General features: G+C 71.9%; 24 protein-coding genes and 1 other RNA gene. 12 read left to right on the forward strand and 13 right to left on the reverse strand.

Annotated elements, in window-relative coordinates; all coding sequences use genetic code 11:
- Window positions 1-102 precede the first annotated feature (102 nt).
- The 3 genes from ABZ893_RS20215 to ABZ893_RS20225 are packed head-to-tail and all read left to right on the forward strand — an operon-like array spanning window position 103 to window position 2,980.
- Window positions 103-960 carry a Nif3-like dinuclear metal center hexameric protein gene (locus tag ABZ893_RS20215; protein WP_361405310.1) on the forward strand — a complete coding sequence of 286 codons (858 nt, stop codon included), beginning with the start codon at window positions 103-105 and terminating at the stop codon, window positions 958-960.
- Window positions 957-1,700 (forward strand): C4-type zinc ribbon domain-containing protein, encoded by a 744-nt coding sequence (locus ABZ893_RS20220; RefSeq protein ID WP_361405786.1) that lies wholly within the window; start codon window positions 957-959, stop codon window positions 1,698-1,700. The genes ABZ893_RS20215 and ABZ893_RS20220 overlap by 4 nt, the downstream gene beginning before the upstream one ends.
- Window positions 1,701-1,711: 11 nt before the next feature.
- On the forward strand, window positions 1,712-2,980 hold the full coding sequence (locus ABZ893_RS20225) for a bifunctional RNase H/acid phosphatase (protein WP_361405313.1): 1,269 nt from the start codon (window positions 1,712-1,714) through the stop codon (window positions 2,978-2,980).
- Between the two features lie 133 nt (window positions 2,981-3,113).
- Here ABZ893_RS20225 and eda read toward each other — a convergent pair whose 3' ends face one another.
- The gene (eda, locus tag ABZ893_RS20230; RefSeq protein ID WP_361405316.1) at window positions 3,114-3,734 is read right to left on the reverse strand and encodes a bifunctional 4-hydroxy-2-oxoglutarate aldolase/2-dehydro-3-deoxy-phosphogluconate aldolase; all 621 of its coding nucleotides are present in this window, start codon (window positions 3,732-3,734) and stop codon (window positions 3,114-3,116) included.
- Between the two features lie 106 nt (window positions 3,735-3,840).
- Entirely contained in the window at window positions 3,841-4,647 is an 807-nt protein-coding gene (yaaA, locus tag ABZ893_RS20235; RefSeq protein ID WP_361405319.1) for a peroxide stress protein YaaA, read from the reverse strand.
- A 203-nt stretch (window positions 4,648-4,850) separates the two neighbouring features.
- On the opposite strand from yaaA, the gene ABZ893_RS20240 reads away from it, so the two are divergent.
- The 3 genes from ABZ893_RS20240 (at window position 4,851) to rnpB (ending at window position 7,446) form a co-directional block, all read left to right on the forward strand.
- A complete protein-coding gene (locus tag ABZ893_RS20240) occupies window positions 4,851-6,299 on the forward strand; it encodes an RNB domain-containing ribonuclease (protein WP_361405322.1) in 1,449 nt (482 codons plus the stop codon).
- 113 nt (window positions 6,300-6,412) lie between these two features.
- Window positions 6,413-6,994 (forward strand): Uma2 family endonuclease, encoded by a 582-nt coding sequence (locus tag ABZ893_RS20245; protein ID WP_361405325.1) that lies wholly within the window; start codon window positions 6,413-6,415, stop codon window positions 6,992-6,994.
- Between the two features lie 40 nt (window positions 6,995-7,034).
- Window positions 7,035-7,446, forward strand: an RNA gene (gene rnpB / locus ABZ893_RS20250) — RNase P RNA component class A.
- A gap of 74 nt (window positions 7,447-7,520) precedes the next feature.
- On the opposite strand, the gene ABZ893_RS20255 is transcribed toward rnpB, so the two are convergent.
- The 4 genes from ABZ893_RS20255 to ABZ893_RS20270 form a co-directional block, all read right to left on the reverse strand.
- On the reverse strand, window positions 7,521-7,796 hold the full coding sequence (locus ABZ893_RS20255) for a DUF1876 domain-containing protein (RefSeq protein ID WP_361405328.1): 276 nt from the start codon (window positions 7,794-7,796) through the stop codon (window positions 7,521-7,523).
- A 134-nt stretch (window positions 7,797-7,930) separates the two neighbouring features.
- Window positions 7,931-8,515 (reverse strand): MOSC domain-containing protein, encoded by a 585-nt coding sequence (locus tag ABZ893_RS20260; protein WP_361405331.1) that lies wholly within the window; start codon window positions 8,513-8,515, stop codon window positions 7,931-7,933.
- Between the two features lie 47 nt (window positions 8,516-8,562).
- Window positions 8,563-8,928 carry a MazG-like family protein gene (locus tag ABZ893_RS20265; RefSeq protein ID WP_361405334.1) on the reverse strand — a complete coding sequence of 122 codons (366 nt, stop codon included), beginning with the start codon at window positions 8,926-8,928 and terminating at the stop codon, window positions 8,563-8,565.
- Window positions 8,929-8,952: 24 nt separating this feature from the next.
- Window positions 8,953-9,525: a DoxX family membrane protein gene (locus tag ABZ893_RS20270; RefSeq protein WP_361405337.1), complete on the reverse strand. Its 573-nt coding sequence runs from the start codon at window positions 9,523-9,525 to the stop codon at window positions 8,953-8,955.
- Window positions 9,526-9,709: 184 nt separating this feature from the next.
- Between ABZ893_RS20270 and ABZ893_RS20275 the strand changes: the two genes are divergently transcribed.
- Window positions 9,710-10,033, forward strand: a complete 324-nt coding sequence (locus ABZ893_RS20275) for a nuclear transport factor 2 family protein (protein WP_361405340.1) — start codon at window positions 9,710-9,712, stop codon at window positions 10,031-10,033.
- 34 nt (window positions 10,034-10,067) lie between these two features.
- Here the strand turns inward: ABZ893_RS20275 and ABZ893_RS20280 are convergent, their stop codons facing one another.
- The 3 genes from ABZ893_RS20280 to ABZ893_RS20290 form a co-directional block, all read right to left on the reverse strand.
- On the reverse strand, window positions 10,068-10,931 hold the full coding sequence (locus ABZ893_RS20280; protein ID WP_361405343.1) for a PhzF family phenazine biosynthesis isomerase: 864 nt from the start codon (window positions 10,929-10,931) through the stop codon (window positions 10,068-10,070).
- Window positions 10,932-11,171: 240 nt separating this feature from the next.
- On the reverse strand, window positions 11,172-11,945 hold the full coding sequence (locus ABZ893_RS20285) for an SDR family oxidoreductase (RefSeq protein WP_361405346.1): 774 nt from the start codon (window positions 11,943-11,945) through the stop codon (window positions 11,172-11,174).
- A gap of 172 nt (window positions 11,946-12,117) precedes the next feature.
- On the reverse strand, window positions 12,118-13,146 hold the full coding sequence (locus ABZ893_RS20290) for a Gfo/Idh/MocA family oxidoreductase (protein ID WP_361405789.1): 1,029 nt from the start codon (window positions 13,144-13,146) through the stop codon (window positions 12,118-12,120).
- A gap of 107 nt (window positions 13,147-13,253) precedes the next feature.
- Here ABZ893_RS20290 and ABZ893_RS20295 point away from each other — a divergent pair, with 107 nt between their 5' ends.
- The 5 genes from ABZ893_RS20295 (at window position 13,254) to ABZ893_RS20315 (ending at window position 18,617) form a co-directional block, all read left to right on the forward strand.
- Window positions 13,254-14,657 (forward strand): multidrug effflux MFS transporter, encoded by a 1,404-nt coding sequence (locus tag ABZ893_RS20295; protein ID WP_361405349.1) that lies wholly within the window; start codon window positions 13,254-13,256, stop codon window positions 14,655-14,657.
- A gap of 32 nt (window positions 14,658-14,689) precedes the next feature.
- Window positions 14,690-15,826 carry a serine hydrolase domain-containing protein gene (locus ABZ893_RS20300; RefSeq protein ID WP_361405352.1) on the forward strand — a complete coding sequence of 379 codons (1,137 nt, stop codon included), beginning with the start codon at window positions 14,690-14,692 and terminating at the stop codon, window positions 15,824-15,826.
- A gap of 91 nt (window positions 15,827-15,917) precedes the next feature.
- Window positions 15,918-16,937 carry a small ribosomal subunit Rsm22 family protein gene (locus ABZ893_RS20305; RefSeq protein WP_361405355.1) on the forward strand — a complete coding sequence of 340 codons (1,020 nt, stop codon included), beginning with the start codon at window positions 15,918-15,920 and terminating at the stop codon, window positions 16,935-16,937.
- Between the two features lie 186 nt (window positions 16,938-17,123).
- Complete coding sequence (locus ABZ893_RS20310) at window positions 17,124-17,750, forward strand: TetR/AcrR family transcriptional regulator (RefSeq protein ID WP_361405358.1); 627 nt, start codon at window positions 17,124-17,126, stop codon at window positions 17,748-17,750.
- A 147-nt stretch (window positions 17,751-17,897) separates the two neighbouring features.
- A complete protein-coding gene (locus tag ABZ893_RS20315) occupies window positions 17,898-18,617 on the forward strand; it encodes a bifunctional DNA primase/polymerase (protein WP_361405361.1) in 720 nt (239 codons plus the stop codon).
- A 69-nt stretch (window positions 18,618-18,686) separates the two neighbouring features.
- On the opposite strand, the gene ABZ893_RS20320 is transcribed toward ABZ893_RS20315, so the two are convergent.
- The 4 genes from ABZ893_RS20320 to efeO form a co-directional block, all read right to left on the reverse strand.
- Complete coding sequence (locus ABZ893_RS20320) at window positions 18,687-19,673, reverse strand: hypothetical protein (protein WP_361405364.1); 987 nt, start codon at window positions 19,671-19,673, stop codon at window positions 18,687-18,689.
- A gap of 69 nt (window positions 19,674-19,742) precedes the next feature.
- Entirely contained in the window at window positions 19,743-20,600 is an 858-nt protein-coding gene (gene efeU / locus ABZ893_RS20325) for an iron uptake transporter permease EfeU (protein ID WP_361405367.1), read from the reverse strand.
- A gap of 4 nt (window positions 20,601-20,604) precedes the next feature.
- Entirely contained in the window at window positions 20,605-21,876 is a 1,272-nt protein-coding gene (gene efeB, locus ABZ893_RS20330; protein ID WP_361405370.1) for an iron uptake transporter deferrochelatase/peroxidase subunit, read from the reverse strand.
- 30 nt (window positions 21,877-21,906) lie between these two features.
- Entirely contained in the window at window positions 21,907-23,064 is a 1,158-nt protein-coding gene (efeO, locus tag ABZ893_RS20335) for an iron uptake system protein EfeO (protein ID WP_361405373.1), read from the reverse strand.
- Window positions 23,065-23,067: the final 3 nt, after the last annotated feature.

The raw sequence follows: 23,067 nt of genomic DNA on the forward strand, positions 1-23,067 counted from the left end.
CGCCCCACGAGCCCAGGCAGGCAGGGAGTGAGCCGCCCCCCCCCACGAGCCCAGGCAGGATGCCAGGGCCGTCGGGCCATGGCGGGAAGGTAGCCTTTCCCCGTGCCCCGTCTGTCTGAAGTCATCACCGCGCTGGAGAAGCTCTGGCCCGCCGAGCGGGCCGAGTCGTGGGACGCGGTCGGCACGGTCGCCGGCGACCCCGACGCCGAGGTCACGCGTGTCCTGTTCGCCGTGGACCCCGTTCAGGACACCGTCGACGAGGCGGTGAAGCTGGGCGCGGACCTCCTGGTCACGCACCACCCGCTCTACCTCCGCGGTACGACGACGGTCGCCGCCTCCACCTTCAAGGGCCGCGTCGTCCACACCCTGATCAAGAACGACGTCGCGCTGCACGTCGCGCACACCAACGCCGACGTGGCCGACCCGGGCGTCTCCGACGCGCTCGCCGGCGCCCTCGACCTGCGCGTCACCGGCCCCCTCGTGCCCGACCCGACCGACCCCGCGGGCCGCCGCGGCCTCGGCCGGATCTGCGAACTCGAACACCCCGTCACCCTCCGCGAACTCGCCGGGCGCGCCGCCGACCGGCTCCCCGCCACCGCGCAGGGCATCCGTGTGTCCGGCGACCTCGACGCGACGATCCGCACGATCGCCGTCAGCGGCGGCTCCGGCGACAGCCTCTTCGCCGACGTACGCGCAGCAGGCGTCGACGCCTTCCTCACCGCCGACCTGCGCCACCACCCCGCCTCCGAGGCGCGCGAGCACAGCCCCCTCGCGCTGCTCGACGCGGCGCACTGGGCCACCGAACAGCCTTGGTGCGAGCTGGCGGCAGCCCAGCTCGACGAGATCTCCGACCGCAACGGATGGGGACTGCGCGTCCACGTCTCGAAGACGGTCACCGACCCCTGGACCGCCCACGCGGCGTCCAATTCCACCCCGATCCCAACTGGAGCCCCCAACTGAACGCCGCGCCCGCCGACCAGATCCGCCTTCTCGACGTCCAGGCCCTGGACGTACGACTGTCGCAGCTCGCCCACAAGCGCAAGTCGCTGCCCGAGCACGCCGAGATCGAGTCGCTGAACAAGGACCTCACGCAGCTGCGCGACCTGCACGTCGCCGCGCAGACCGAGGAGAGCGACTGCGCCCGCGAGCAGACCAAGGCCGAGCAGGACGTCGACCAGGTCCGCCAGCGCGCCGCCCGTGACCAGCAGCGCCTGGACTCCGGCGCCGTCACGTCCCCCAAGGACCTGGAGAACCTCCAGCACGAGATCACCTCCCTCGCCAAGCGCCAGGGCGACCTGGAGGATGTCGTCCTCGAGGTCATGGAGCGCCGCGAGTCCGCGCAGGAGCGCTTCGAGGAGCTGACCGGCCGCGTCGCCTCCGTCCAGGGCAAGATCGACGACGCGACGGCCCGCCGCGACGCCGCGTTCGAGGAGATCGACGGCGAGACCGCCTCGGTCACCAAGGAGCGCGAGGTCGTCTCCGGTTCCGTCCCCGAGGACCTGCTGAAGCTCTACGACAAGCTGCGCGCGAAGGAGGCCGGCGTCGGCGCCGCCCGCCTGTACCAGCGCCGCTGCGAGGGCTGCCAGCTGGAGCTCAACATCACCGAGCTGAACGAGGTGCGCGCCGCTGCCCCCGACGCCGTGGTGCGCTGCGAGAACTGCCACCGGATCCTGGTGCGCACGTCCGAGTCCGGCCTGTAGGAGCCTTCGTCGTGCGGGAGTTCATCGTCGAGGCCGACGGCGGTTCCCGGGGCAACCCGGGTCCCGCGGGCTACGGCTCGGTCGTCATCGACGCGGCGACGGGGGAGACTCTGGCGGAGGCCGCCGAGTACATCGGCATCGCGACGAACAACGTCGCCGAGTACAAGGGCCTGGTGGCCGGGCTGAGGGCGGCCCGCGCTCTGGACCCGGCCGCCGCCGTCCACGTCCGGATGGACTCCAAGCTCGTCGTCGAGCAGATGTCGGGCCGCTGGAAGATCAAGCACCCCGACATGCGGCCCCTCGCCGCGGAGGCGTCCACCGTCTTCCCTGGCGAGCAGGTGACGTACGAGTGGATCCCGCGCGAGCGGAACAAGCACGCGGACCGGCTCGCCAACGAGGCGATGGACGCGGGCAAGCGGGGCGAGCAGTGGTCGCCTTCGCGTTCCACGGCGGAGCTGGACGTGCCCAAGCCGTCGGGTCCTCCTGGGGACGCGGCGGCGGGAGCGGCCAAGGCGCGGGCCGCGCTGGCGGGTACGCGGGGTGACTCGGGCGATGCGCGGGCGGCGCGCAATGTGGCTACGGGGACGGCATCTGCGGGTGCCGCCACGTCCACCACCGCCGCCCCCGGCTGGTCCGGCGGACCCGATCTCGGCGCCCCCGCCACCTTCGTACTCCTCCGTCACGGCGAGACCGCGCTGACGCCGGAGAAGCGGTTCTCCGGTTCGGGCGGTGGTGACCCCGAGCTGTCCGCGGTGGGGCGTGAGCAGGCCGAGCGGGTCGCGGCGGCGCTCGCCGCGCGCGGCACCGTCCAGGCGATCGTCTCGTCACCGCTCCGGCGCTGCCAGCAGACGGCGGGCGCAGTCGCCGCGCGCCTCGGGCTCGACGTCCACATCGAAGAGGGCCTGCGCGAGACCCACTTCGGCGCGTGGGAAGGCCTCACCTTCGGGGAGGTCCGCGAGCGCTACCCGGACGACATCAACGCCTGGCTCAGCTCGGCCAAGGCGGAGCCGACCGGCGGCGGCGAGAGCTTCGCGGCGGTCGCGCGCCGGGTCGCCGCGGCGCGGGACCGGCTCGTCGAGCGGTACGCGGGCCGCACGGTCCTCCTCGTCACGCACGTCACGCCCATCAAGACGCTGCTGCGCCTCGCCCTGGGCGCGCCGCCGGACTCCCTGTTCCGGATGGAGCTCTCGGCGGCGTCGCTCTCGGCGGTCGCGTACTACCGGGATGGGAACGCGAGCGTGCGGCTCTTCAACGAGACGGCGCACCTGAGGGCAGTCTGAGGGCAATCTGAGGGCAGACAGCCCGTCCGGCGCCTAGCAGCCCGTCCGGCGCCTAGCAGCCCGTCCTGCACCTAACAGCCCGTCCGGCGTTTGAGGACAAGGGACGCGGGGTCCGGGGGCGGAGCCCCCGAGCTCAGCGCAGGCCAGCCGCTTCTCGGGCCAGCGTTTCGATCCGCCCCCAGTCCTTCGCCGCCACCGCGTCAGCGGGAAGCATCCAACTGCCGCCCACGCAGCCGACGTTCTTCAGCGCGAGGTAGGACGGCGCCGAGGCCGCCGAGACCCCGCCGGTCGGGCAGAAGCGCGCCTGCGGCAGCGGGCCCGCGAGGGACTTCAGATACGGCACACCGCCGGCGGCCTCGGCCGGGAAGAACTTCATCTCGTTCACCCCGCGCTCCAGGAGCGCCACGACCTCGGACGTCGTGGAGACGCCCGGCAGGAACGGCACCCCGGACCCCTTCATCGCGTCGAGCAGCGTGTCCGTCCAGCCGGGGCTGACCAGGAAACGGGCGCCGGCGGCCACGGAGTCCGCGACGTTCTGCGGCGAGATGACCGTGCCCGCGCCGACGACGGCGTCCGGCACCTCGGCGGCGATGGCGCGGATCGCGTCGAGCGCGGCGGGGGTCCGCAGCGTCACCTCGATCGCGGGCAGGCCGCCCGCGACGAGCGCCCGCGCGAGCGGCACGGCGTCGGCGACGTCCTCCACGACGACGACCGGGACGACGGGGGCGAGATCGAGCACGGAGGATTCAGTCATGGAGTCATCCTGCCCCGCGCCGAGCACCATGCGCAAAGGGTGTTGCACATGCTGCAACATGAACGGCTCGCGTCACATGAACGGCTCGCGTCAGTGGATCAGTGGATCAGTGGATCTGCGTGACCACCACGTCGAGCGCCCACGGCGTCCCCGCCTTCTTCGGAGCCTGCGCCTCCACCACGTACCCCAGGTCCCGCAGCGCCTCGACCAGTTCGGCGGGCCCGGTCGGCGAGGTGCCGGTCTCCAGGAGCGTACGGACGATGCGGCCCTTCGTCGCCTTGTTGAAGTGGGAGACGACCGAACGCTTCTCCGCCCCGGTCACCGGATCGGTCTGCGAGTGCAGCACCCGCACCGTCGCCGTCCGCCCCGCGACCTCACCCTTCGGCTTCCACGCGCTCGTGTACGCCGACGAACGCAGGTCGAGCACGAGCCCGTCCCCGGCCGCCTCCGGCAGCACCTCGGCCATCGGCGCCCGCCAGTGCGCGCCGAGCGCCCCGAGCCCCGGCAGCTTCACGCCCATCGAGCAGCGGTACGACGGGATCTTGTCGCTCACCCGCACCGCGCCCCACAGCCCGGAGAACACGAGCAGCGAACGCGCCGCCCGCCGCTTCGCCGCCGCGTCCAGGGTGGCGAGGCCCAGGGCGTCGTAGAGGACACCGGTGTAGATCTCGCCGGCCGGACGCGCACCTGCCGTGCGCAGCTCCGCGTTCTTGGCGACCTCGCCGCGCAGCCCCTCGCTCAGTCCGAGCACCTCGCGCGCCTTGTCCTCGTCGCCGACGCACAGCTCGACCAGCTCGTCGAAGACGGCCTGCCGCGCCCCGGCCAGCCCCGGCAGCGACAGCGACTCGGGCTTCAACGGGGCACCGCGACCCGACGGGGCCTTGCCTTCGGACGGCGGCAACAGCACGAGCACGATCGGACTCCTCGGGGACGGCGTTACGTGACGGGGGCGCGGCCCCGCCGGAAAGCGTACGGAAGGGGAGGGGTGGGCGGAAACGCGGTCCACGGGGTGCTGCCCGCGCTCACCGGGCGCCCGATGACGTACGTCGTGACCGGGCACCCTTTGCCCCCCGGCCACCGGGTGCCTTCCTCCCCACCCCGTCCTACGCTCTGTTCATGCCCCGCCGTCATCTCCGTGTGACTGGCGCAGCCGAGGCTCCGCTGCGCGCCGCACTGCGTGACCTGCGTACGGCCCTGGACGTCCCGGGGCCCTTCCCGCCCGCCGCCCTCGCCGAAGCGGAACGCGCCGCGACCTCCCCGAACCCCCCACAACCGGTACGGGACGCCACCGACATCCCCTTCTTCACACTCGACCCGCCCACCTCACTCGACCTCGACCAGGCGATGCACCTGTCACGCCGCGCGGGCGGCGGCTACCGCGTCCGCTACGCCATCGCCGACGTCGCCGCGTACGTCATGCCCGGCGGGCCGCTCGACGTCGAGACCCACCGCCGGGTCACCACGTTCTACTTCCCCGACGAGAGGGTCCCGCTGCACCCGCCCGTGCTCAGCGAGGGCGCCGCCAGCCTCCTCCCCGACCAGACCTGCCCCGCCGTCCTGTGGACGATCGACCTGGACGCGGACGGCCGCACCGTCGCGACCGAAGTCACCCGAGCCGCCGTCCGCAGCCGCGCCAAACTCGACTACGCGGGCGTGCAGCGCGCCGTCGACACCGGCACCGCCGAGGAACCCGTAGCCCTGCTGCGCGACATCGGGCGCCTGCGCGAACAACTGGAGACGGAGCGCGGCGGCATCTCCCTCAACGTCCCGGAACAGCAGATCACCGAACGCGACGGCCAATACGTGCTCGACTACCGCGCCCCGCTCCCCGCCGACGGGTGGAACGCGCAGATCTCCCTGCTCACGGGCATGGCCGCCGCCGACCTCATGCTCGCCGCGGGCACCGGCATCCTGCGCACGCTCCCCGCCGCCCCCGACGGAGCCGTCGGCCGCCTCCGCCGCACGGCCGTCGCCCTGCACATCGACTGGCCCCACCACGTCCCGTACGCGCAGCTCATCCGCTCGCTCAACCCCCGGCAGCCGCGCCACGCGGCGTTCCTCCAGGAGTGCACGACGCTGCTGCGCGGCGCGGGCTACACGGTGTTCAGCGGCGGCACGCTCCCCGGCCTGACGGTCCACTCCGCCGTAGCCGCGCCGTACGCGCACTGCACGGCCCCACTCCGCCGCCTCGCCGACCGCTACGCCTCCGAACTCTGCCTCTCCGCGTCCGCGGGCACCCCGCCCCCGGAGTGGGTCCTCACCGCACTCCCCGGCCTCCCCAAGGCAATGGCGGACGGCACGCGCCGCGCCAACACGGTGGAGCGCGAGTGCGTGGACATAGTCGAGGCAGCCCTCCTCAAGGACCGCATCGGCGAGACCTTCGACGCCTGCGTGGTGGACGTGAAAGACCACGAACCGTCCATAGGAACAGTCCAGTTGACACACCCGGCGGTAGTGGCCCGCATCGCAGGCGGCCAGACCCCCCTCCCCCTCGGCGAACGCCTACGAGTCCGCCTGACCCAGGCAGACCCGGGCACGGCGAAGGTCCAGTTCGCACCGGCGTGAACACCCCGGTACGTGGGCCCGATGTGCCACGATCGAGGGAACAACTCCCGATCTCAGGGACGGCTGATCAACCGATGTCCAAGTCTGGCGACCAGCAGAGGAAGGGGCGTGACATGACTGCCATGGCACACGAGCCGGTCACGCAGGAAGAGGTCCTGCTGGAGGGCTTTCTGTCCCTGGACACCCCGGAGGGCTTCCGGGCGGAACTGATCGAGGGGGAGATCGCCGTGACGCCACCGCCGGACGGGGACCATGAGGACTACATCAACGTGATCATGAAGCAGGTGATCAGGCGGTCCCGGACCGATATGGACTTCTCCGGGAACAAGGGCCTCAAACTGCCCAGCGGGGGGTCGTGCCCGCGCAACCACCTCATCCCCGACGGCACCTTCGCTCCCACGGAGCGCCGCCTGTTCCGGGGTGCCGATTCCTGGATGCCCTGCGAGGGGGTGGCGCTGGTTGTCGAGGTCACCTCCACCAAGCCGAACCATGACCGAGAGGCGGTCAAGCGGCGCTGCTACGCCCACGGCAGCATCCCGCTCTACCTGCTCATCGACCGCGAGAAGTCCTCCGTGACGCTGTACGGCGATCCGGAGAACGGCGACTATCGCCAGTCCTGGACCATGCCCTTCGGCAAGGCGATCGCGCTCCCGGAGCCGTTCGGGTTCGAGTTGGAGACGGCCGACTTCGTCTGAGGTGGTCCAGGCGCGCGGGTAGGATGGCTGGCACGGCAGACGAGCCGGGCGGACGGCCGCGTGGGAAGCCCTTTCACGAGGGATTCTCCCGAGGAACGTCCGGGCTCCACAGGGCAAGGTGGTGGCTAACGGCCACCCGGGGTGACCCGCGGGACAGTGCCACAGAAAACAGACCGCCGGAGGCTTCGGCCGCCGGTAAGGGTGAAACGGTGGTGTAAGAGACCACCAGCGCCTGAGGTGACTCAGGCGGCTAGGTAAACCCCACCTGGAGCAAGGTCAAAAGGAGCCGCTGTAAAAGGCGGCTCTGCGCGGACGATCGAGGGCTGCCCGCCCGAGTCCGCGGGTAGACCGCACGAGGCCGGCGGCAACGCCGGCCCTAGATGGATGGCCGTCTCCCCGACCGCCGCGAGGCGACCGGGCGACAGAACCCGGCGTACAGCCCGACTCGTCTGCCGCTTACGCCTCCGCGATGCGCAGCGCCGTTGTTCAGCGGGGTTGAATTCGTCGCCCGAGATGTCGTGACTCGCTACCTCAGCGGATGTGACGTCCGGCCCGAGGCCTCGTCTATTTCGTCGTGGGCCTTCGTCAGCATCTTCATCGCCAGTTCGTTGAGGGCTCGGGCGCCCGCTACCTCCTCGCCCACCCGGGGCTGGTTCTTGTCGGAGGGGTGGCGGCTCGCGTAGCCGTGGGCCCTGACCTCGTTCCCGTCGGGGAGTCGGACGAGCGCGGCGGCCCGCGTGCGGTGGGTGTCTTCCTCGAATTCCAGCTCCACGTGCCATCCGACAGTGGTCTGTGCCGACATCGTGATCACCTCCGGAAGTGCTCTTACCAGCGTGCGCCTCCCAGCGCATCCGCGCACGCGCTGCCCGGCGATGAGCGCGCCGCCCCCGCCCCCCGCCCGTCGGCCGTCGACGGCTGACGGGCGCGGGACCGTCGTCAGACCCGTTCGAGCGGGACGTGCGGCTCGGCCGGGAGGACGACCTGGATCGGGTCGCCGGGGCGGACCACGCCGCCGGTCCTCACGACGCTCATGATGCCGCCCTTGCGGACCACCGCCCCGCTTTCGTCCCGCCCGACGACCTGCTTCAGCAGCCCGTCCTGGAACCCGTCGATCTGGACGCACGGGTTGCGCAGCCCCGTGATCTCGACGACCGCGCCGTCCTCGCCCAGGTGCAGCAGCGCGCCCGTGGGCAGGGCGAGCAGGTCGATGCCGGTCGTCGTGATGTTCTCGCCCAGGTCACCGGGCGCCACCGAGAAGCCGTGCTCGGCGACCTCCGCGAACAGTTCCTCGTGCATGAGATGGACCTGCCGCAGGTTCGGCTGCGTCGGGTCCTGCGCGACGCGCGACCGGTGCTTGACCGTGACGCCCGCGTGCACATCGCCCTCCACACCGAGCCCGGCGAGCAGCGTGATGCTCTCCCGGTTCGGCTTCGTGAAGGAGTACGTGCCGTTGCTGCTGACCGCGATGATCCTGCCTCCGTCGAACGCGCCGGAAGCATTGGAAATGTTGGAACTGCCCATGTCGGCCCCCCGTTTGTCGGTTCCGGTGATCGTGACGCCCCCGGACCCTAACCCCGCCCCTCCCCGGAGAGCGACCTCTCCGCCACCCGGCGCAGATGCCCCGCGAACACCTCGGGCGCGTCCGGGGTCAGCGTGCGCAGCGCGACGAGCGCCGTCACCACGACATCGCAGAGTTCCGCTTCCACGTCCTGCCAGGAGTGGCTCTCGCCCTTGCGCGGGTTCTGCCCGACGGCACCGATGACCGCCTCCGCGACCTCGCCGACCTCCTCCGACAGCTTCAGCACGCGCAGCAGGACCGCGTCCTCCCCGCTGCGCCGGCCGTTCGCGTCGAGCCAGGCACGCAGCCGCTCGACGGTCTCCCACACTTCGGAGTACGTGGGCGGGGCGGGGGAGACCTCAGTGTCGTCAGGCATACCCCGCACCCTGCCACGTACGGGCTACGCCCCCGCGGCTTCCCCGGAATCCGGCTCCGCTTCCGCCTCCGGACCCGCCCCGCTCACCCTCTTGTTCCGCGACCCCACGACCGCGAGCGCCGCCGCCGCGCTGCCCACGAGGGCGGCCGGCACCATCCAGTGCCGGTCGAAGACGTGGCCGATCGCGTGGTCGAGGGAGTAGCGGCCCGCGCCGGTCACCGCGAGGCCCGCCGCGACGAAACCCAGGAAGGCCGGGTACTCGTAGCCGCCGCCCATCGCGAAGAAACCGTTGGGCGCGTGCACCGCAGCGGCGCCGGCCATCGTGCCCGCGGCGGCGGCCCCCGCCGCAGGCGTGGCGAGGCCGAGGGCGAGCAGGACGCCGCCGCCCGCCTCGCCGACACCGGCGGCCAGCGCGCTCGCCTTGGCCGGCTGGTAGCCCATCGCCTCCATGGCGGCGGTCGTGCCGTGCAGGCCGCCGCCGCCGAACCAGCCCAGCAGTTTCTGCGCGCCATGCGCGGCCAGCACGCCGCCGGTGCCCACGCGCAGCGCGAGCAGTCCGAGGTCTCTCCGGTTCACACAAGACTTGTCACAGCTCATGGTCCCTACGGTCCGCCAGTTCGGGCTCCCCCGCACCCGGTGCGCGGGCCCGTCCGGCTGGCGGGCGGCGGGCCGCGGTGTGAGCCTGGCCCGGGGACCAGGGCCGCCCCGAGCGGTCCCCGAGCCCGGCGTCGTACGACCGGAAGGTCCGGCAACGTAGCGCCGGAAGGAGAGACGAGACGTCATGCCCATCCAGACAGCGAAGCTCAGCGAACCGGCCGTGCGGGCCTTCGTGGCCGCGGTGAACGCCCATGACCGGGAGGCCTTCCACGCAGCCCTCGCGCCCGGCGCGACGATGGCCGACGACGGGTCGGACCGGGACCTGGACGAGTGGGCCGGACGCGAGATCTTCGACTCCCACGGGCACATGGAGGTCGAGAAGGAGTACGCGGACGGCCTCGCCCTGACGGCCCTCTACCGCAACGACGCCTGGGGCGAGATGCGGACGACGTGGCAGTTCACGGTGGCCGGCGGCAAGGTCACCCGCTTCGAGACGGGCCAGGCGTAGCCGCACCCGTTTGAACACGTCAGGAGCCGGCGCCCTACCCCGGGATCCGGACCCCCGTGCCGCTCACTCGGACTCGCGGGTCGCCGGAGCGCAGCGTGACCGTCAGCTCGCCCGGCCGGCCCATGTCCTCGCCCTGATGAAGGGTGAGGACCGCCTCGGAGGGGACGAGTCCGAGTGCGCGCGCGTACGCGCCGAACGCGGCCGCGGCGGCGCCCGTCGCCGGGTCCTCCACGACGCCCCCGACCGGGAACGGATTGCGGGCGTGGAAGGTGAACTCGGCGGCCCGCCACACCAGTTGGACCGTGGTGAGGTCGAGGCGGTGCATCAGGGTCTCGAGCCGCGCGAAGTCGTAGGAGAGGTCCGCGAGCCGTTCGCGGGTCGACGCCGCGAGGACGAGGTGCCGGGCGCCCGCGTACGCGATGCGCGGCGGAAGGGCCGGGTCCAGATCGGTGGCCGGCCAGTCGAGGGCGGCGAGGGCCTCGGCCAGATCGCCGGGGGCCACGTCCGTGACGTGCGGTTCGACGCTGGTGAGCGTCGCGCGCGGGGTGCCGTCGGGGTCCTGGGTGACGGTGACCGGCACCTCGCCGGCCCGCGTGTGGAAGACGTAGTCGCCGGTCCCGTCGCGCTCGCCGAGCGCCACGGCCGCCGCCACGGTGGCGTGCCCGCAGAAGGGGACCTCCGCCTTGGCGCTGAAGTAACGCACGACGTACGAGCGCGGGTCGCCGTCGGGCGCCCGGGTCAGGAACGCCGACTCGCTGTACCCGAGCCGGGCCGCGATCGCGAGCATCGCCTCGTCGTCGAGCTCACGCGCGTCAAGCACGAGCCCGGCGGGGTTGCCGCCCGCGGGGTCGGTGCTGAACGCTGTGTACCGCAGCACGTCAGGGGGAGTGTCAGCCATGTCGCAGGCAACCGTTCCGCGGCCTGGGTCATTCCCGCGTCCCCGAACGCGAGTTCCCCCACCCGTGGCCGCGGAACGGTTGCCCGCGTTTCCCTCCCCTGGCAATGGTTCAGTGAAAGCCAATTATGTGTAAGGCCTGCTCCAGATGTGAAGCTCTCGTGGAGATGAACTGAGCATACGGGCTGCATTGCCCGTAATTAGGCCGGTAGCTCTCATTCCGTTTGTGGAGATTTTTTTGGCTCAGCCACGGCCGACGTACGGCATGTTCGTTGCCAGGATCGTCGCGAACTGCACATTCGCCTCCAGGGGCAGCTCGGCCATGTGACGGACGGTGCGCGCCACGTCGGCGACGTCCATCACCGGCTCGACGGCGAGCGTCCCGTTAGCCTGGAGAATTCCGGTCTGCATCCGCTCGGTCATGTCGGTCGCGGCGTTGCCGATGTCGATCTGCCCGCACGCGATCCGGTACGGACGCCCGTCCAGGGACAGCGACTTGGTGAGCCCCGTGAGCGCGTGCTTCGTCGTCGTGTACGCGACCGAGTGCGGCCGGGGCGTGTGCGCGGAGATGGAACCGTTGTTGATGATCCGGCCGCCCTGCGGGTCCTGCTCCTTCATCTGCCGGAACGCCGCCTGCGCGCACAGGAACGCGCCGTTCAGGTTCGTGTCGACGACGTGCCGCCAGGCGTCGTACTCCAGCTCCTCGACGGGTCCCGCCGGGCCGAACGTGCCCGCGTTGTTGAAGAGGAGGTCCAGGCGCCCGAACTCATCGCGTACGGCGGTGAAGAGCCCGGCCACGTCGTCGGGGCGGGTGACGTCGGTCGGTACGGACAGGGATTCCGTGCCGGGCGCGAGGGCCGCCGTCGCGTCGAGGGTCTCGGCCCGCCGGCCCGCGAGCGCCACCCGCCAGCCCGCGCGGAGCAGTTCGACGGCGACGGCCCGCCCGATCCCTGACCCGGCCCCGGTCACCACGGCGGTCCGAGCGTGCTGTCCCGCGTTGCTGTACTGATCGTCCATGGCCCCGGAGCGTACGGCAGGGGCATCCGCGCCCCGAAAAGGGGCGCGGTCCCCGGGCGCGGGAGCCGGCGGCGGTGTCCGTGCTCCGGCAAGAGCGCCCCGTCAGGGGCGCGGGGAACTGCGCGACAAGCCCCCACAGACCCGCACCCGACAACGAACGAAACCCGGCCCCTTAAAACCGCTCCGCGGGATACCGCACCCCGACCCGCTCCCGGACGGAGTCCAACGTGCGCATCACCGCCAGAGAACCGGCAAGCGGCACCAGCGGTGACTCCGTCTCACCGGCACGCAGCCTCCGCATGACCTCCGCCGCCTCATGCCGAAGACTGTCCCGGGGACCGTCAGTGGCGGCCGTAGTGAACTCCTCGGCCTCCCGCCCGTCCCGGTGCAGCACGAAACGGTCCGGATAGAAGAAGCCGTGCGGGATGTCGATGCGCCCCGCCGAGCCGGTGATGGACGCGGTGACGGGCGTGCCCGCGTCGATGGCGCAGTTCAGGAGCGCGTGAGCACCGCTCTCCCACGAGAGCAGCATCGCCGTACGGAGATCAACGCCCTCGTCCGAGAGCACCGCTCTCGCCGTGATGTCCGACGGCTCCCCGAGGATCAGATGCGCGAACGACACCGGATACACCCCCAGGTCGAGCAGCGCACCCCCGCCCTGCGCCGGATCACGCAGCCGGTGCGTGGCGGGCAGCGCCCCGTTCCGAGCCGCCGGCAACAGATGCCCGGCGAGCCCGAAGTCCGCCTGCACATTGCGGACTTCACCCACCGCCCCGTCGTCGACGAGCGCCTTCAGCCGCCGGATCAGCGGATGGCAGTACATCCACATGGCCTCCATCAGGAAGAGGCCGCGGCCGCGGGCGAGCGAGACCAGTTCCTCCGCCTCCCGCGCGTTCAGCGCGAACGCCTTCTCGCACAGGACGGCCCGTCCCGCCTCCAGGCACAGCCCGGCCGCGGCCCGGTGCGCGGAGTGCGGGGTCGCGACGTAGACCACGTCCACGCCCTCGTCCTCGGCGAGCGCCGACCACTCCCCGTACGCGCGCGGGATGCCGAACCGCTCCGCGAACGCCTTCGCCGAGGCGTCGGAGCGGGACGCCACGGCGACGACCTCCGCGTCCGGCATCCCGAGAAGGTTCTCGGTGAAGGACGTGGCGATGCCGCCCGTCGCCAGGACGCCCCACCGCACCCGCTCACGTTCCACCACTCAACGCCCCCTGCCGGCAGTTCGAACACGTGCCGCGTGGTCTCAACCAATGCGTTCGAGCTGAGAGCATAGGCATTCGAATGAACTATCGGGAGGGGAACGGCATGTCGGACCACGGCCGCGAGCGCGCGTCCGAGCGCACGACGCGGGACATACCCGAGGCGCCCGCCACGCACCCCGCACCGGAGGCCCCCGCCTCCACCGCCGCCCCCGCACCGGAAGCCCCCGCCCCGGTACCGAAGGCCGCTCCCGCCTCCCTCCGCCGCACCAGCCTCCTCGTCACCCTCGTCCTCGGCGGCCTCACCGCCGTACCGCCGCTGTCCATGGACATGTACCTCCCGGCACTCCCGGAGGTCACCGGCGCGCTGCACGCCTCGGCCGCCACCGCGCAGCTCACCCTCACCGCGTGCCTCACCGGCATGGCGCTCGGGCAGCTCGCCGTCGGCCCGATGAGCGACAAGTGGGGCCGCAGGCGCCCGCTCCTCATCGGCCTCCTCGTCTACGTGGCCGCCACCGCCGTCTGCGCCCTCGCCCCCACCGCCCCGCTCCTCATCGGCTTCCGCCTGGTGCAGGGCCTCGCCGGGGCCGCCGGCATCGTCATCGCGCGAGCCGTCGTGCGCGACCTCTACGACGGCGTCGAGATGGCCCGCTTCTTCTCCACGCTCATGCTGATCTCCGGCGTCGCCCCGATCGTCGCGCCCCTCATCGGCGGCCAGGTCCTGCGCGTCACGGACTGGCGCGGCATCTTCGTCGTCCTCACCGCCGTCGGCATCGCGCTCACCACCCTCGTCTGGAAGAGCCTGCCCGAGACGCTCGCCCCCGAGCGCCGGCACGGCGGCGGCACCATGGAAGCCCTGCGCACCATGCGCGGCCTCCTCGCCGACCGCGTCTTCACCGGCTACATGATCGCGGGCGGCTTCGCGTTCGCCGCGCTGTTCGCGTACATCAGCGCCTCGCCGTTCGTCATCCAGGAGATCTACGGGGCCTCGCCCCAGACCTTCAGCCTCCTGTTCGGCATCAACTCCGTCGGCCTGATCATCGTCGGCCAGATCAACGGCAAGCTGCTCGTCGGCCGCGTCAGCCTCGACAAGGCACTCGCCGTCGGCCTCGTGATCATCGCGCTCGCCGGGGCCGCGCTCCTGCTCATGGCGTCCGGCGCGTTCGGTGACGTCGGGCTCGCCCCGGTCGCCTCCGGCCTGTTCGTACTCATGTCGGCGATGGGCCTCGCCATGCCCAACACCAACGCCCTCGCCCTGATGCGCACCCCGCACGCCGCGGGCTCCGCCTCCGCGCTCCTCGGCACCTCCTCCTTCCTGGTCGGCGCGATCGCCTCACCGCTCGTCGGTATCGCGGGCGAGCACACCGCCGTCCCGATGGCCGTCGTCCAACTGGCCTGCGCGCTGGCGGCCATGGCCTGCTTCGTGGGACTGTGCCGCCCCTGGCGGCGCGGGACCGAGCAGGCCGAGCCGACGCCGGAGGGGACGGCCCCCGTTGAACAAGTCGATTGAGCAGAGCACGCCATGAACCGCCAGAGCACCCGATGAACCGCCAGAGCTCCCCCCGACTGCGCCCCGGCACCGCCGAGCGCGCCGGGCTCGACCCCGAAGAGATGCGCCTCCTCGTCCAGGACGTCCGCGAACTGCCGCGCGGGACCGACCCCTGGTGCGCGGGCGCCGTCGTCCTCGCGGGCCGCGGCCCCGTCGTCGCCGTGCACGAGGCGGCCGGCTGGGCGGTGCGGTACCTCGCCTACGACGAGACACGCGACCGGGGCGTCGAACTCCCGCCGGGCACCTCCGTCCCCATGCACCCCGACACCCCCTTCGACCTCGCGTCCCTCACCAAGCTGTTCACGACGATCGCCGCCGTGCAGCAGCTGGAGCGCGGCGCCCTCGGCCTCGACGAACGGGTGGGCGCCTACGTCCCCGAGTTCACCGCCGCCGCCGAACACGGCGTCACGATCCGCCAGCTCCTCACCCACACCTCGGGCCTGCGCCCCGAACTCCCGCTGTACGACTGCCCGGACGACGCGGCCCGCCTCGCGGCCCTGCACGCCGAGGCCCCGTCGTCCCCGCCCGGCGAGTACCTCTACTCCGACCTCAACCTGCTGCTGCTCCAGCACGTCCTGGAACGCGTCACGCACCGCCCCCTCGACGTCCTTGTCCGCGCCGGCATCACCCGCCCCCTCGGCATGACCGCGACCGCCTTCGGCCCCTGCCCCGGCGCCGCCGCCACCGAGGACCAGCGCCGCCCCTGGGCCAAGGCCGACCGTGGCCTGCTGCGCGGCACCGTCCACGACGAGAACGCCTGGGCGCTCGGCGGCGTCGCCGGCCACGCGGGCCTCTTCTCCACGGCGTACGACCTCGCGGTGCTGTGCCGCGCGCTCCTCAACGGCGGCTCGTACGGCACCGCCCGCATCCTCGGCCCCGACCACGTCGACCTGATGCTGACGGCCCCCGGCCTCGGCTTCCGGATCGACGAGCCGTGGTTCATGGGGGAGCTCGCGGGCCGGGGCGCGGCGGGACACTGCGGCTTCACGGGTACGTCGCTCGTCCTCGACCCCGCCACGGACACCTTCCTGGTCCTCCTCGCGAACACCGTCCACCCGCGCCGCAGGCCGCCGAGGAACGGGCCGCGCGCGGCGGCGGCGACACGTCTGGCGCGGGCCGCGGGGGCGTGACGGGCTTCCGCCTCAGCCCCTGCCCCGGCCCCCGCCCCGGCCCCCGTCCAGGCCCGCGCTCCGGCGCCCGCCCCGACCGTAGAATCACGGGGTGAACGCCCCCCGCTCCCCTTTCTCGCCCGCCTCCCCGGCCGACACCCTGCGCACCGCGCTCGCGGGCCTGCTCGACGGGCTGCCGCGCGCGGCGGCGGCGCGTGCCGTCGACCGGCTGATCGCGAGCTACCGGGGGAGCACCCCCACGGACGCGCCGATCCTGCGGGACCGGGCCGACGTCGCCGCGTACGCCGCGTACCGGATGCCGGCCACGTTCGAGGCCGTCCGCTCGGCGCTCGGCGCGCTGGCCGACGCGGCGCCGGAGGGCTGGGCGCCCGGGAGCCAGGTGGATGTGGGCGGCGGGACGGGCGCGGCGGTCTGGGCGGTCGCCGACACATGGGAGGGGGAGCGTCCGGTCACGGTCCTCGACTGGGCCGAGCCCGCGCTCGCGCTCGGACGTGAACTGGCGGACGCCTGCGGCCAGTTGAAGGCCACGCAGTGGCAGCGCTCTCGTATCGGAGCGGCGCTCACCATCGAGAGCACTGATCTCGTGACGGTGTCGTACGTGCTCAAGGAGCTGACCCCGGACGACCGCCGCGCGGTGGTCGACGCGGCGGCGCGCGCCGCCGACGGCGAGAACGGGGCCGTGGTCGTCGTCGAGCCCGGCACCCCCGACGGCTACGAGCGGATCATCGAGGCCCGGCAGCGGCTGATCGACGCCGGGTTCCATGTCGCGGCGCCCTGCCCGCACAGCGCGGCCTGCCCCATCGAGCCCGGCACGGACTGGTGCCACTTCTCGGCGCGGGTCAGCAGGTCCTCCCTGCACCGGCAGGTCAAGGGCGGGTCACTGGCGTACGAGGACGAGAAGTTCAGTTATGTGGCGGCGACGAGGTTCGCGCCTGAGCGCGCGCAGGCCCGGATCGTTCGCCGCCCCCAGATCCGTAAGGGCCAGGTACTCCTGGACCTGTGCGAGGCGGAGGGCGGCCTCGGCCGCGAAACGGTGACGAAGCGGCACGGTCCGCTTTATCGCGCTGCGCGCGACGCGGACTGGGGCGACGTTTGGCCTCCGGCCCCGTAAGGGGTGCCCCTTGCTGTCCGTTGTCGTCTGCCGGTCGCCTTCGGCTGGTCGCGCAGTTCCCCGCGCCCCTTTCAGGGGCTCAGGTCGTGTGCCCCCTTAAGGGGCGCGGGGAACTGCGCGACCGGCCACCGACAACCCGCACCGCACCCCCACCCCCCGGGGACCGGCAACGCGTACATTCGGGCCATGCCCGAGAAGAACACCCCCGACTCCAACCGCCGCAGCGAGCGCTCGCGCCGCGCGATCTACGACGCCGCCCTCGCCCTCGTCGCCGAGGTCGGCTACCCGAAGACCACCATCGAGGGCATCGCCGCACGCGCCGGCGTCGGCAAGCAGACGATCTACCGCTGGTGGTCCTCGAAGGCGGAAGTCCTCATGGAAGCCTTCATCGACCTCGGCGCCCAGGCGGCGGAGGCGGCCGGCGCGGGGGACTGGGCGAAGAACGACAGCATCCCGGACACCGGCGACGTGGAGGCCGACCTCAAGACGGTCCTGCGCGCCACCGTCGACGAACTCCTCGACCCCCGCTACGAGGCCCCGGCCCGCGCCCTCGCCGCCGAGGGCCTCGCCGACCCGTCCTTCGGCGAGGACTTCGTGGGCCGCCTCCTCATGCCCTCGCTCGACCTGTACGTACGCCGGCTGCGCGCCGCCCAGGACGCCGGCCAGGTACGCGCCGACGTCGACCCGTACATCGCCCGCGACCTCTTCGTCTCACCGCTCGCCCAGCGCTGGCTCCAGGGCACCGGCCCCCTCACCCACGCCTACGCCGACACCCTCGTCGAGTACGCCCTCTACGGCATCGCCCCGCGCTGACCTGCGACGACGTACCCGCGGCCGACCGGTAGCAGACGGCCGGCACCTCGCTCGCGCACCCCGGATGTGGACTGTGGTCCCCCGCGACGCAGGATGGTGCGACCATGGGACGTGCTTCCCGGTACTACGGCAGAGGTGAGGGGATAGATGGGCGCGGAGTACGGCCGTCGGTCCGGCGGACAGGGCAGGATCTCCCAGTGGCTGCGCTCCCGGCGCCCCAAGGAGGACGAGGGAGACGGCGGCCGAGAGGCGCTGATCCTGGCCGCGGCCGCCGCGGGACTGCCGCTCGCCCCCGCCGCGTACCCCTCTGACTACCGGTGTTCGTGCAACCGGATCGGCTGTCCCACGCCCGGCAGACACCCCGTCTCCTTCGCCTGGCAGACCCAGTCCACGACGGACCGCGCCCAGATCGAGCGCTGGGCGAAGCATCAGCCGCAGGCCAACTTCATCACCGCGACGGGCATGGTCCACGACGTGCTCGACGTCCCCCTCGACGCAGGCCGCGAAGCGCTGGAGCGGCTGCTCGCCGCCGGGATCGACGTGGGCCCCGTCGCCGAGTCCGGCGGCGACCGGATGCTCTTCTTCACCGCCACCCGCGGCACCCCCGACGAGGAGGACGAGTGGTGGCCGTGCGAGCTGGACTGCCACCCCGAGACGATGGACGAGCACCCCGGCCTGCGCTGGCACTGCCGCGGCTCGTACGTCCTCGTACCGCCCGCCCGGCTCCCGGGTGAGCGCTCCGTCGACTGGGTACGCGGCCTCGAACACCCGCTGCCCGACCCGCTCACGCTCCTCGAAGTCCTCACGGACGCCTGCGCCCGCTTCGCCGGCGACGAACAGACAGCGGCCTGGCCCTCCCGGGGCTGACGGAGCACACAACGCAAAGGGCGCGCCGGAAAGGCGCGCCCTGGGCAAGGTCAGCGAGAGCGGTGCGGGTCAGCTCCCCTTAGCCCCCGTAAGCCCCTCAAGCCGCGTCAGTATGTCCACGTCGCCGCCCTTCGCCGGATCGACGGCGACCTGGTTCGAGACCCGCTCCAGCGTCAGCGACTGCTTGACGTCGCCCGTCATCAGCGCCTTCACGTTCTCGTTGTCGACGGTGATGCTGAGGCCCTTGGACGCGGTCTGCTTCTCGTAGTGGTGCGTCGTGAAGAACACCATGGCCCCGCCGTCCGCCGTACGCAGAGCCAGCGGCGCGTAGTCCCCGGACGTCAGCGGCTGGTCGACGTACTGCCGGGCGAGACCCGGGCGGCTCGCGTTCTGCTCACGCGTGGTCCGCCACGCGGACGTCTGCGCGCCCGGCGCGAAACCGTCCCCGCCGTCCTTGAGATACGTCGCGTACTTACGGCTGAGATCCTCCGGCGCGACCGCGAGACCCGCGTCGTCCGCCTTCACCGGCTGCGCCCAGCCGTCCTTGTCCTTCTTCAGCTCGGGCACGTCACCGGGGGCCATCAGCGTCAGGTACGACACCTGCCACGGCCGGTTCACGTCGCCGCGGGTGAAGACGAGCATCCACCGGAAGTCACCGCCGCGGTTGGCCTTCGTCTCCGCGACGAACCAGCGGGGCCACCCCGCCTTCTTCGGGATGGCGAACTGGGCGTCGGACAGGACGAGCGGCGAGTGGTTCGGGTTGCCGTCGGGGTGGTTGACGTGCCCCGCCTTCAGCTTCGCCCCGTCGATCGCGCCGAGCGCGCCCGTCACATGGTCCTCGTCGAGAGACCGGTCGTACGCCTTGTCGGCCTTGTTGTACGCGGTGGTGAAGTCCTTCAGGGCGCGGGCGGCCTCGGCCTTCGTGGCCGCCGGGACGACCTCCCGCTCCCCGTGCACCGTCACACACCCGCTCGCCGTGACCGCCACGGCGGCCGCGAGGGCCACCGCCGTGGCGGGCTTCCTGAGGCCACGCGGCCTGCGGAGGAGCTTGCTCATCGGTTCTCTTCACCTTCCCCTTCCCGGGCCCGAACCCTATCGGGGAGGGGAGCGGCTATTGCGTCCGGATCAGACTTCGGCGGACTCGCGGGGTGCCTGCGCCCCGGGCTTCGGCTTGCGCGACAGCAAACCGGAGGGCGCGAAGAACACCGCGAGCGTCGCGATCAAGTACAGCAGCCAGACGGTGACTTGCAGGACCGTCGGGTCGGGCTGGAAGTTGAACACGCCCTTCAGCAGGGTCCCGTACCAGCTGTCCTGCGGAATCGTGTTGCTGATGTCGAACGCCAGGCTGGACAGGCCGCCGAGGAACTGCGCCTCCTGGAGGTCGTGCACGCCGTACGCGAGGACGCCCGCCGCCACGACGACCAGCATGGCGCCGGTCCACGTGAAGAACTTCGCGAGGTTGATCTTCAGGGCGCCCCGGTAGAACAGCCAGCCGAGGACGACCGCCGTCAGCAGGCCGAGCAGGACCCCGATGAGCGGCCCGTGCGTGCCGTCGTTCGACGCGCGCACCGACGCCCACACGAACAGGGCGGTCTCCAGGCCCTCACGGCCCACGGCCAGGAAGGCGGTCGCGACGAGCGCGGCCGTACCCATCTGGAGGGCGGCGTCCAGCTTGCCGTGCAGCTCGGTCTTCAGGTGCCGCGCGGTGCGCCGCATCCAGAAGACCATCCACGTCACGAGACCCACGGCGAGGATCGACAGCGAACCGCCGAGCGCCTCCTGCGCCTCGAACGACAGCTCCTGCGAGCCGAAGGTCAGGGCGAAACCGAAGCCGAGCGCGACGGCGACGGCGATGCCGATGCCGATCCAGATGGGACGCAGCGCGTCACGGCGCTCCGTCTTCACCAGGTACGCGATGAGAATGCAGACGACGAGAGAGGCCTCGAGCCCCTCGCGCAGGCCGATCAGGTAGTTGCCGAACATGTCCTCATGCCTCCTTGGAGAACAGCGCCCGGCCCCACCAGTCGCCCGGGTCACGGACGCCGGGCGGGACGGCGAAGACGGCCGAACTCACGTGCTGTGTGTACTCGTTGAGCGCGTCGTGGCGCGACAGGGCCCGCTGAAGCGGGATGAACCCCTTGCGCACGTCGCGCTGATAGGCCAGGAAGAACAGACCCGCGTCCAGGCGGCCCAGACCGTCGGTGCCGTCCGTGAAGGAGTAACCGCGGCGCAGAATGCGGATGCCGCCGTTGGAGTCGGGGTGCGCGAGGCGGACGTGCGAGGTCGGCTTGAGGGCCTTCAGGAACACGGCGTCGTGCTCCTTGGCCTTGCCGACCGGGGCACCCTCGCCCTTGTCGCGCCCGAACACGTCCTCCTGCTCGGTCAGCGAAGTGCGGTCCCACGTCTCGATGTTCATGCGGATGCGCCGCGCCACGAGGTAGGAGCCGCCGGTCATCCAGGCGGGACCGTCGTCCTTGCCGGCCCAGACGTGCTGGTCCAGGGCCGCGTTGTCGGTGCCCGCGATGTTGCGCGTGCCGTCCTTGAAGCCGAACAGGTTGCGCGGGGTCTGCGCGTCCGGAGTCGTGGACGACGTCTTGCCGAAGCCGAGCTGGGACCACCGGACGGCGACCTTGCCGAAGCCGATCCGCGCCAGATTCCGGATCGCGTGCACGGCGACCTGCGGATCATCCGCACACGCCTGAATGCACAGATCGCCGTCACTACGAGCCCGGTCGAGATTGTCGTGCGGGAACTGCGGCAGATCGACAAGAGCTTCAGGCCGCTGATCCTTCAGCCCGAACTTCTCGAACAGAGAGGGCCCGAAACCAATCGTCAGGGTCAGCCGGGACGGCTTGAGACCGAGCGCCTCACCGGTGTCGTCCGGCGGCGCCTCAGGCAGCCCGCCATAGGCGCCGTCACCGACCGCATGACCTTCCGTCATGCGGGCCGCGGCCTTCGTCCAGTCCTTCAGGAGCTGCACGAACTCGTCGCGGTCGTCGGTCTTCACGTCGAACGCCGCGAAGTGCAGCCGGTCCTGGACGGCGGTGGCGATGCCGGCCTGGTGCGCGCCGTGGAAGGCCACGGCGCCGCCGGTGTCGGCCACCGGCTGAGGCTGGTCACCCGAGCGCGTCACGGCGACGGCGCCGCCGGCCGCGGCGGCACCGACCACGAGGCCCGCCCCGCCCACCGCGAGCAGCGACCGCCGCGAAGTCCCACGCGCGGCATCCGTGCCCGTGCTCTCGGTCGTGGTGTCCGTCATGCCTGATCCCTTACCTGCGTCCCCGGACGATTACTTGACGACGACGGCGGCGGCGAGCTTGGACAGCGGCTCCGCGAGCGCGTTCACCGCGTCCGACAGATCCTTGCGGTCCTTCTCGCCGACCTTGTCGTACGAGGTGAACTCGTACGAGTCGGAGCCCTTGCGGTACTTGTCGAGCAGCTTGTCCAGAGCGGCGAACTGCTTGTCGAGGTCCTTCGTCAGCGCCGGGTCGTTCTCCGAGGCGACGGGCTTGAGCAGCTCGTACGCCTTCTCGGCGCCCTCGACGTTGCCCTTGAAGTCGACGAGGTCGGTGTGCGAGTAACGCTCCTCCTCGCCGGTGACCTTGCCGGTCGCGACCTCGTCGAGGAGCTCCTTGGCGCCGTTGGCCATGGAGGTCGGCGTGATGGCGGCCTTGCCGACGCGCTGCTCCCAGTCCTTGAGGTCCTTGTCGAGCTGGTCGGCCAGCTGCTTCTCGCGCGGGCCGATCTTCTTGTCCTGCCAGAGGGACTTCTCCAGGCGGTGCCAGCCGGTCCACTCGGTCTTCGGGTTCTGCCCGGCCTCCAGGCCGTCCTCGCGGACGTCGACCTTCGGGTCGATGTCACCGAAGGACTCGGCGACGGGCTCGGTGCGCTCCCAGCCGATACGGGAGGGCGCGTACGCGGCCTGAGCGGCCTTCAGGTCGCCCTTGCGGATGGCGTCCGTGAACGTCTTGGCCTTGGGCAGCGTGTCGGCGGCCTGCTGCTCCACGTAGGTCCGGTAATCGGCGACGGCCTTGTCCAGACGGGCGTCACGCTTGACGGCCTTGCCGCCGGTGACGGTGACCTTCTGCCGGATGCCGGCACCCTTCATGCCGGGCTTGCAGGCGATCTCGTACGTGCCGGCCTTGACCTCGGCGGTGAGCTTCTGGCTGGTGCCGGGCCCGATGTTCTCGCGCTCGCTGACGATCCGGTCGTCCGGGAAGAGGACGTAGACCTCGGTGATCTTGGAGCCCTTGTTGGCGATCGACAGCTCGACGTGCCCGGCCGGGAACGTGGTCTTGGAGACCTCGCACTTGTCATCGGTGGCGGTGACCTCGACAACGTGGTCGCCGCCGGCCTTGGCGTCGCTCTTCTGGGTGCAGCCCGTGACGGCGGCCAGGGTCGCCGCGGTGGCGGCGGCGGTGACAACAGAGAGTCGAACGGCTCGCATACG

Source organism: Streptomyces sp. NPDC046821 (assembly GCF_040645335.1).
Classification (GTDB): domain Bacteria; phylum Actinomycetota; class Actinomycetes; order Streptomycetales; family Streptomycetaceae; genus Streptomyces.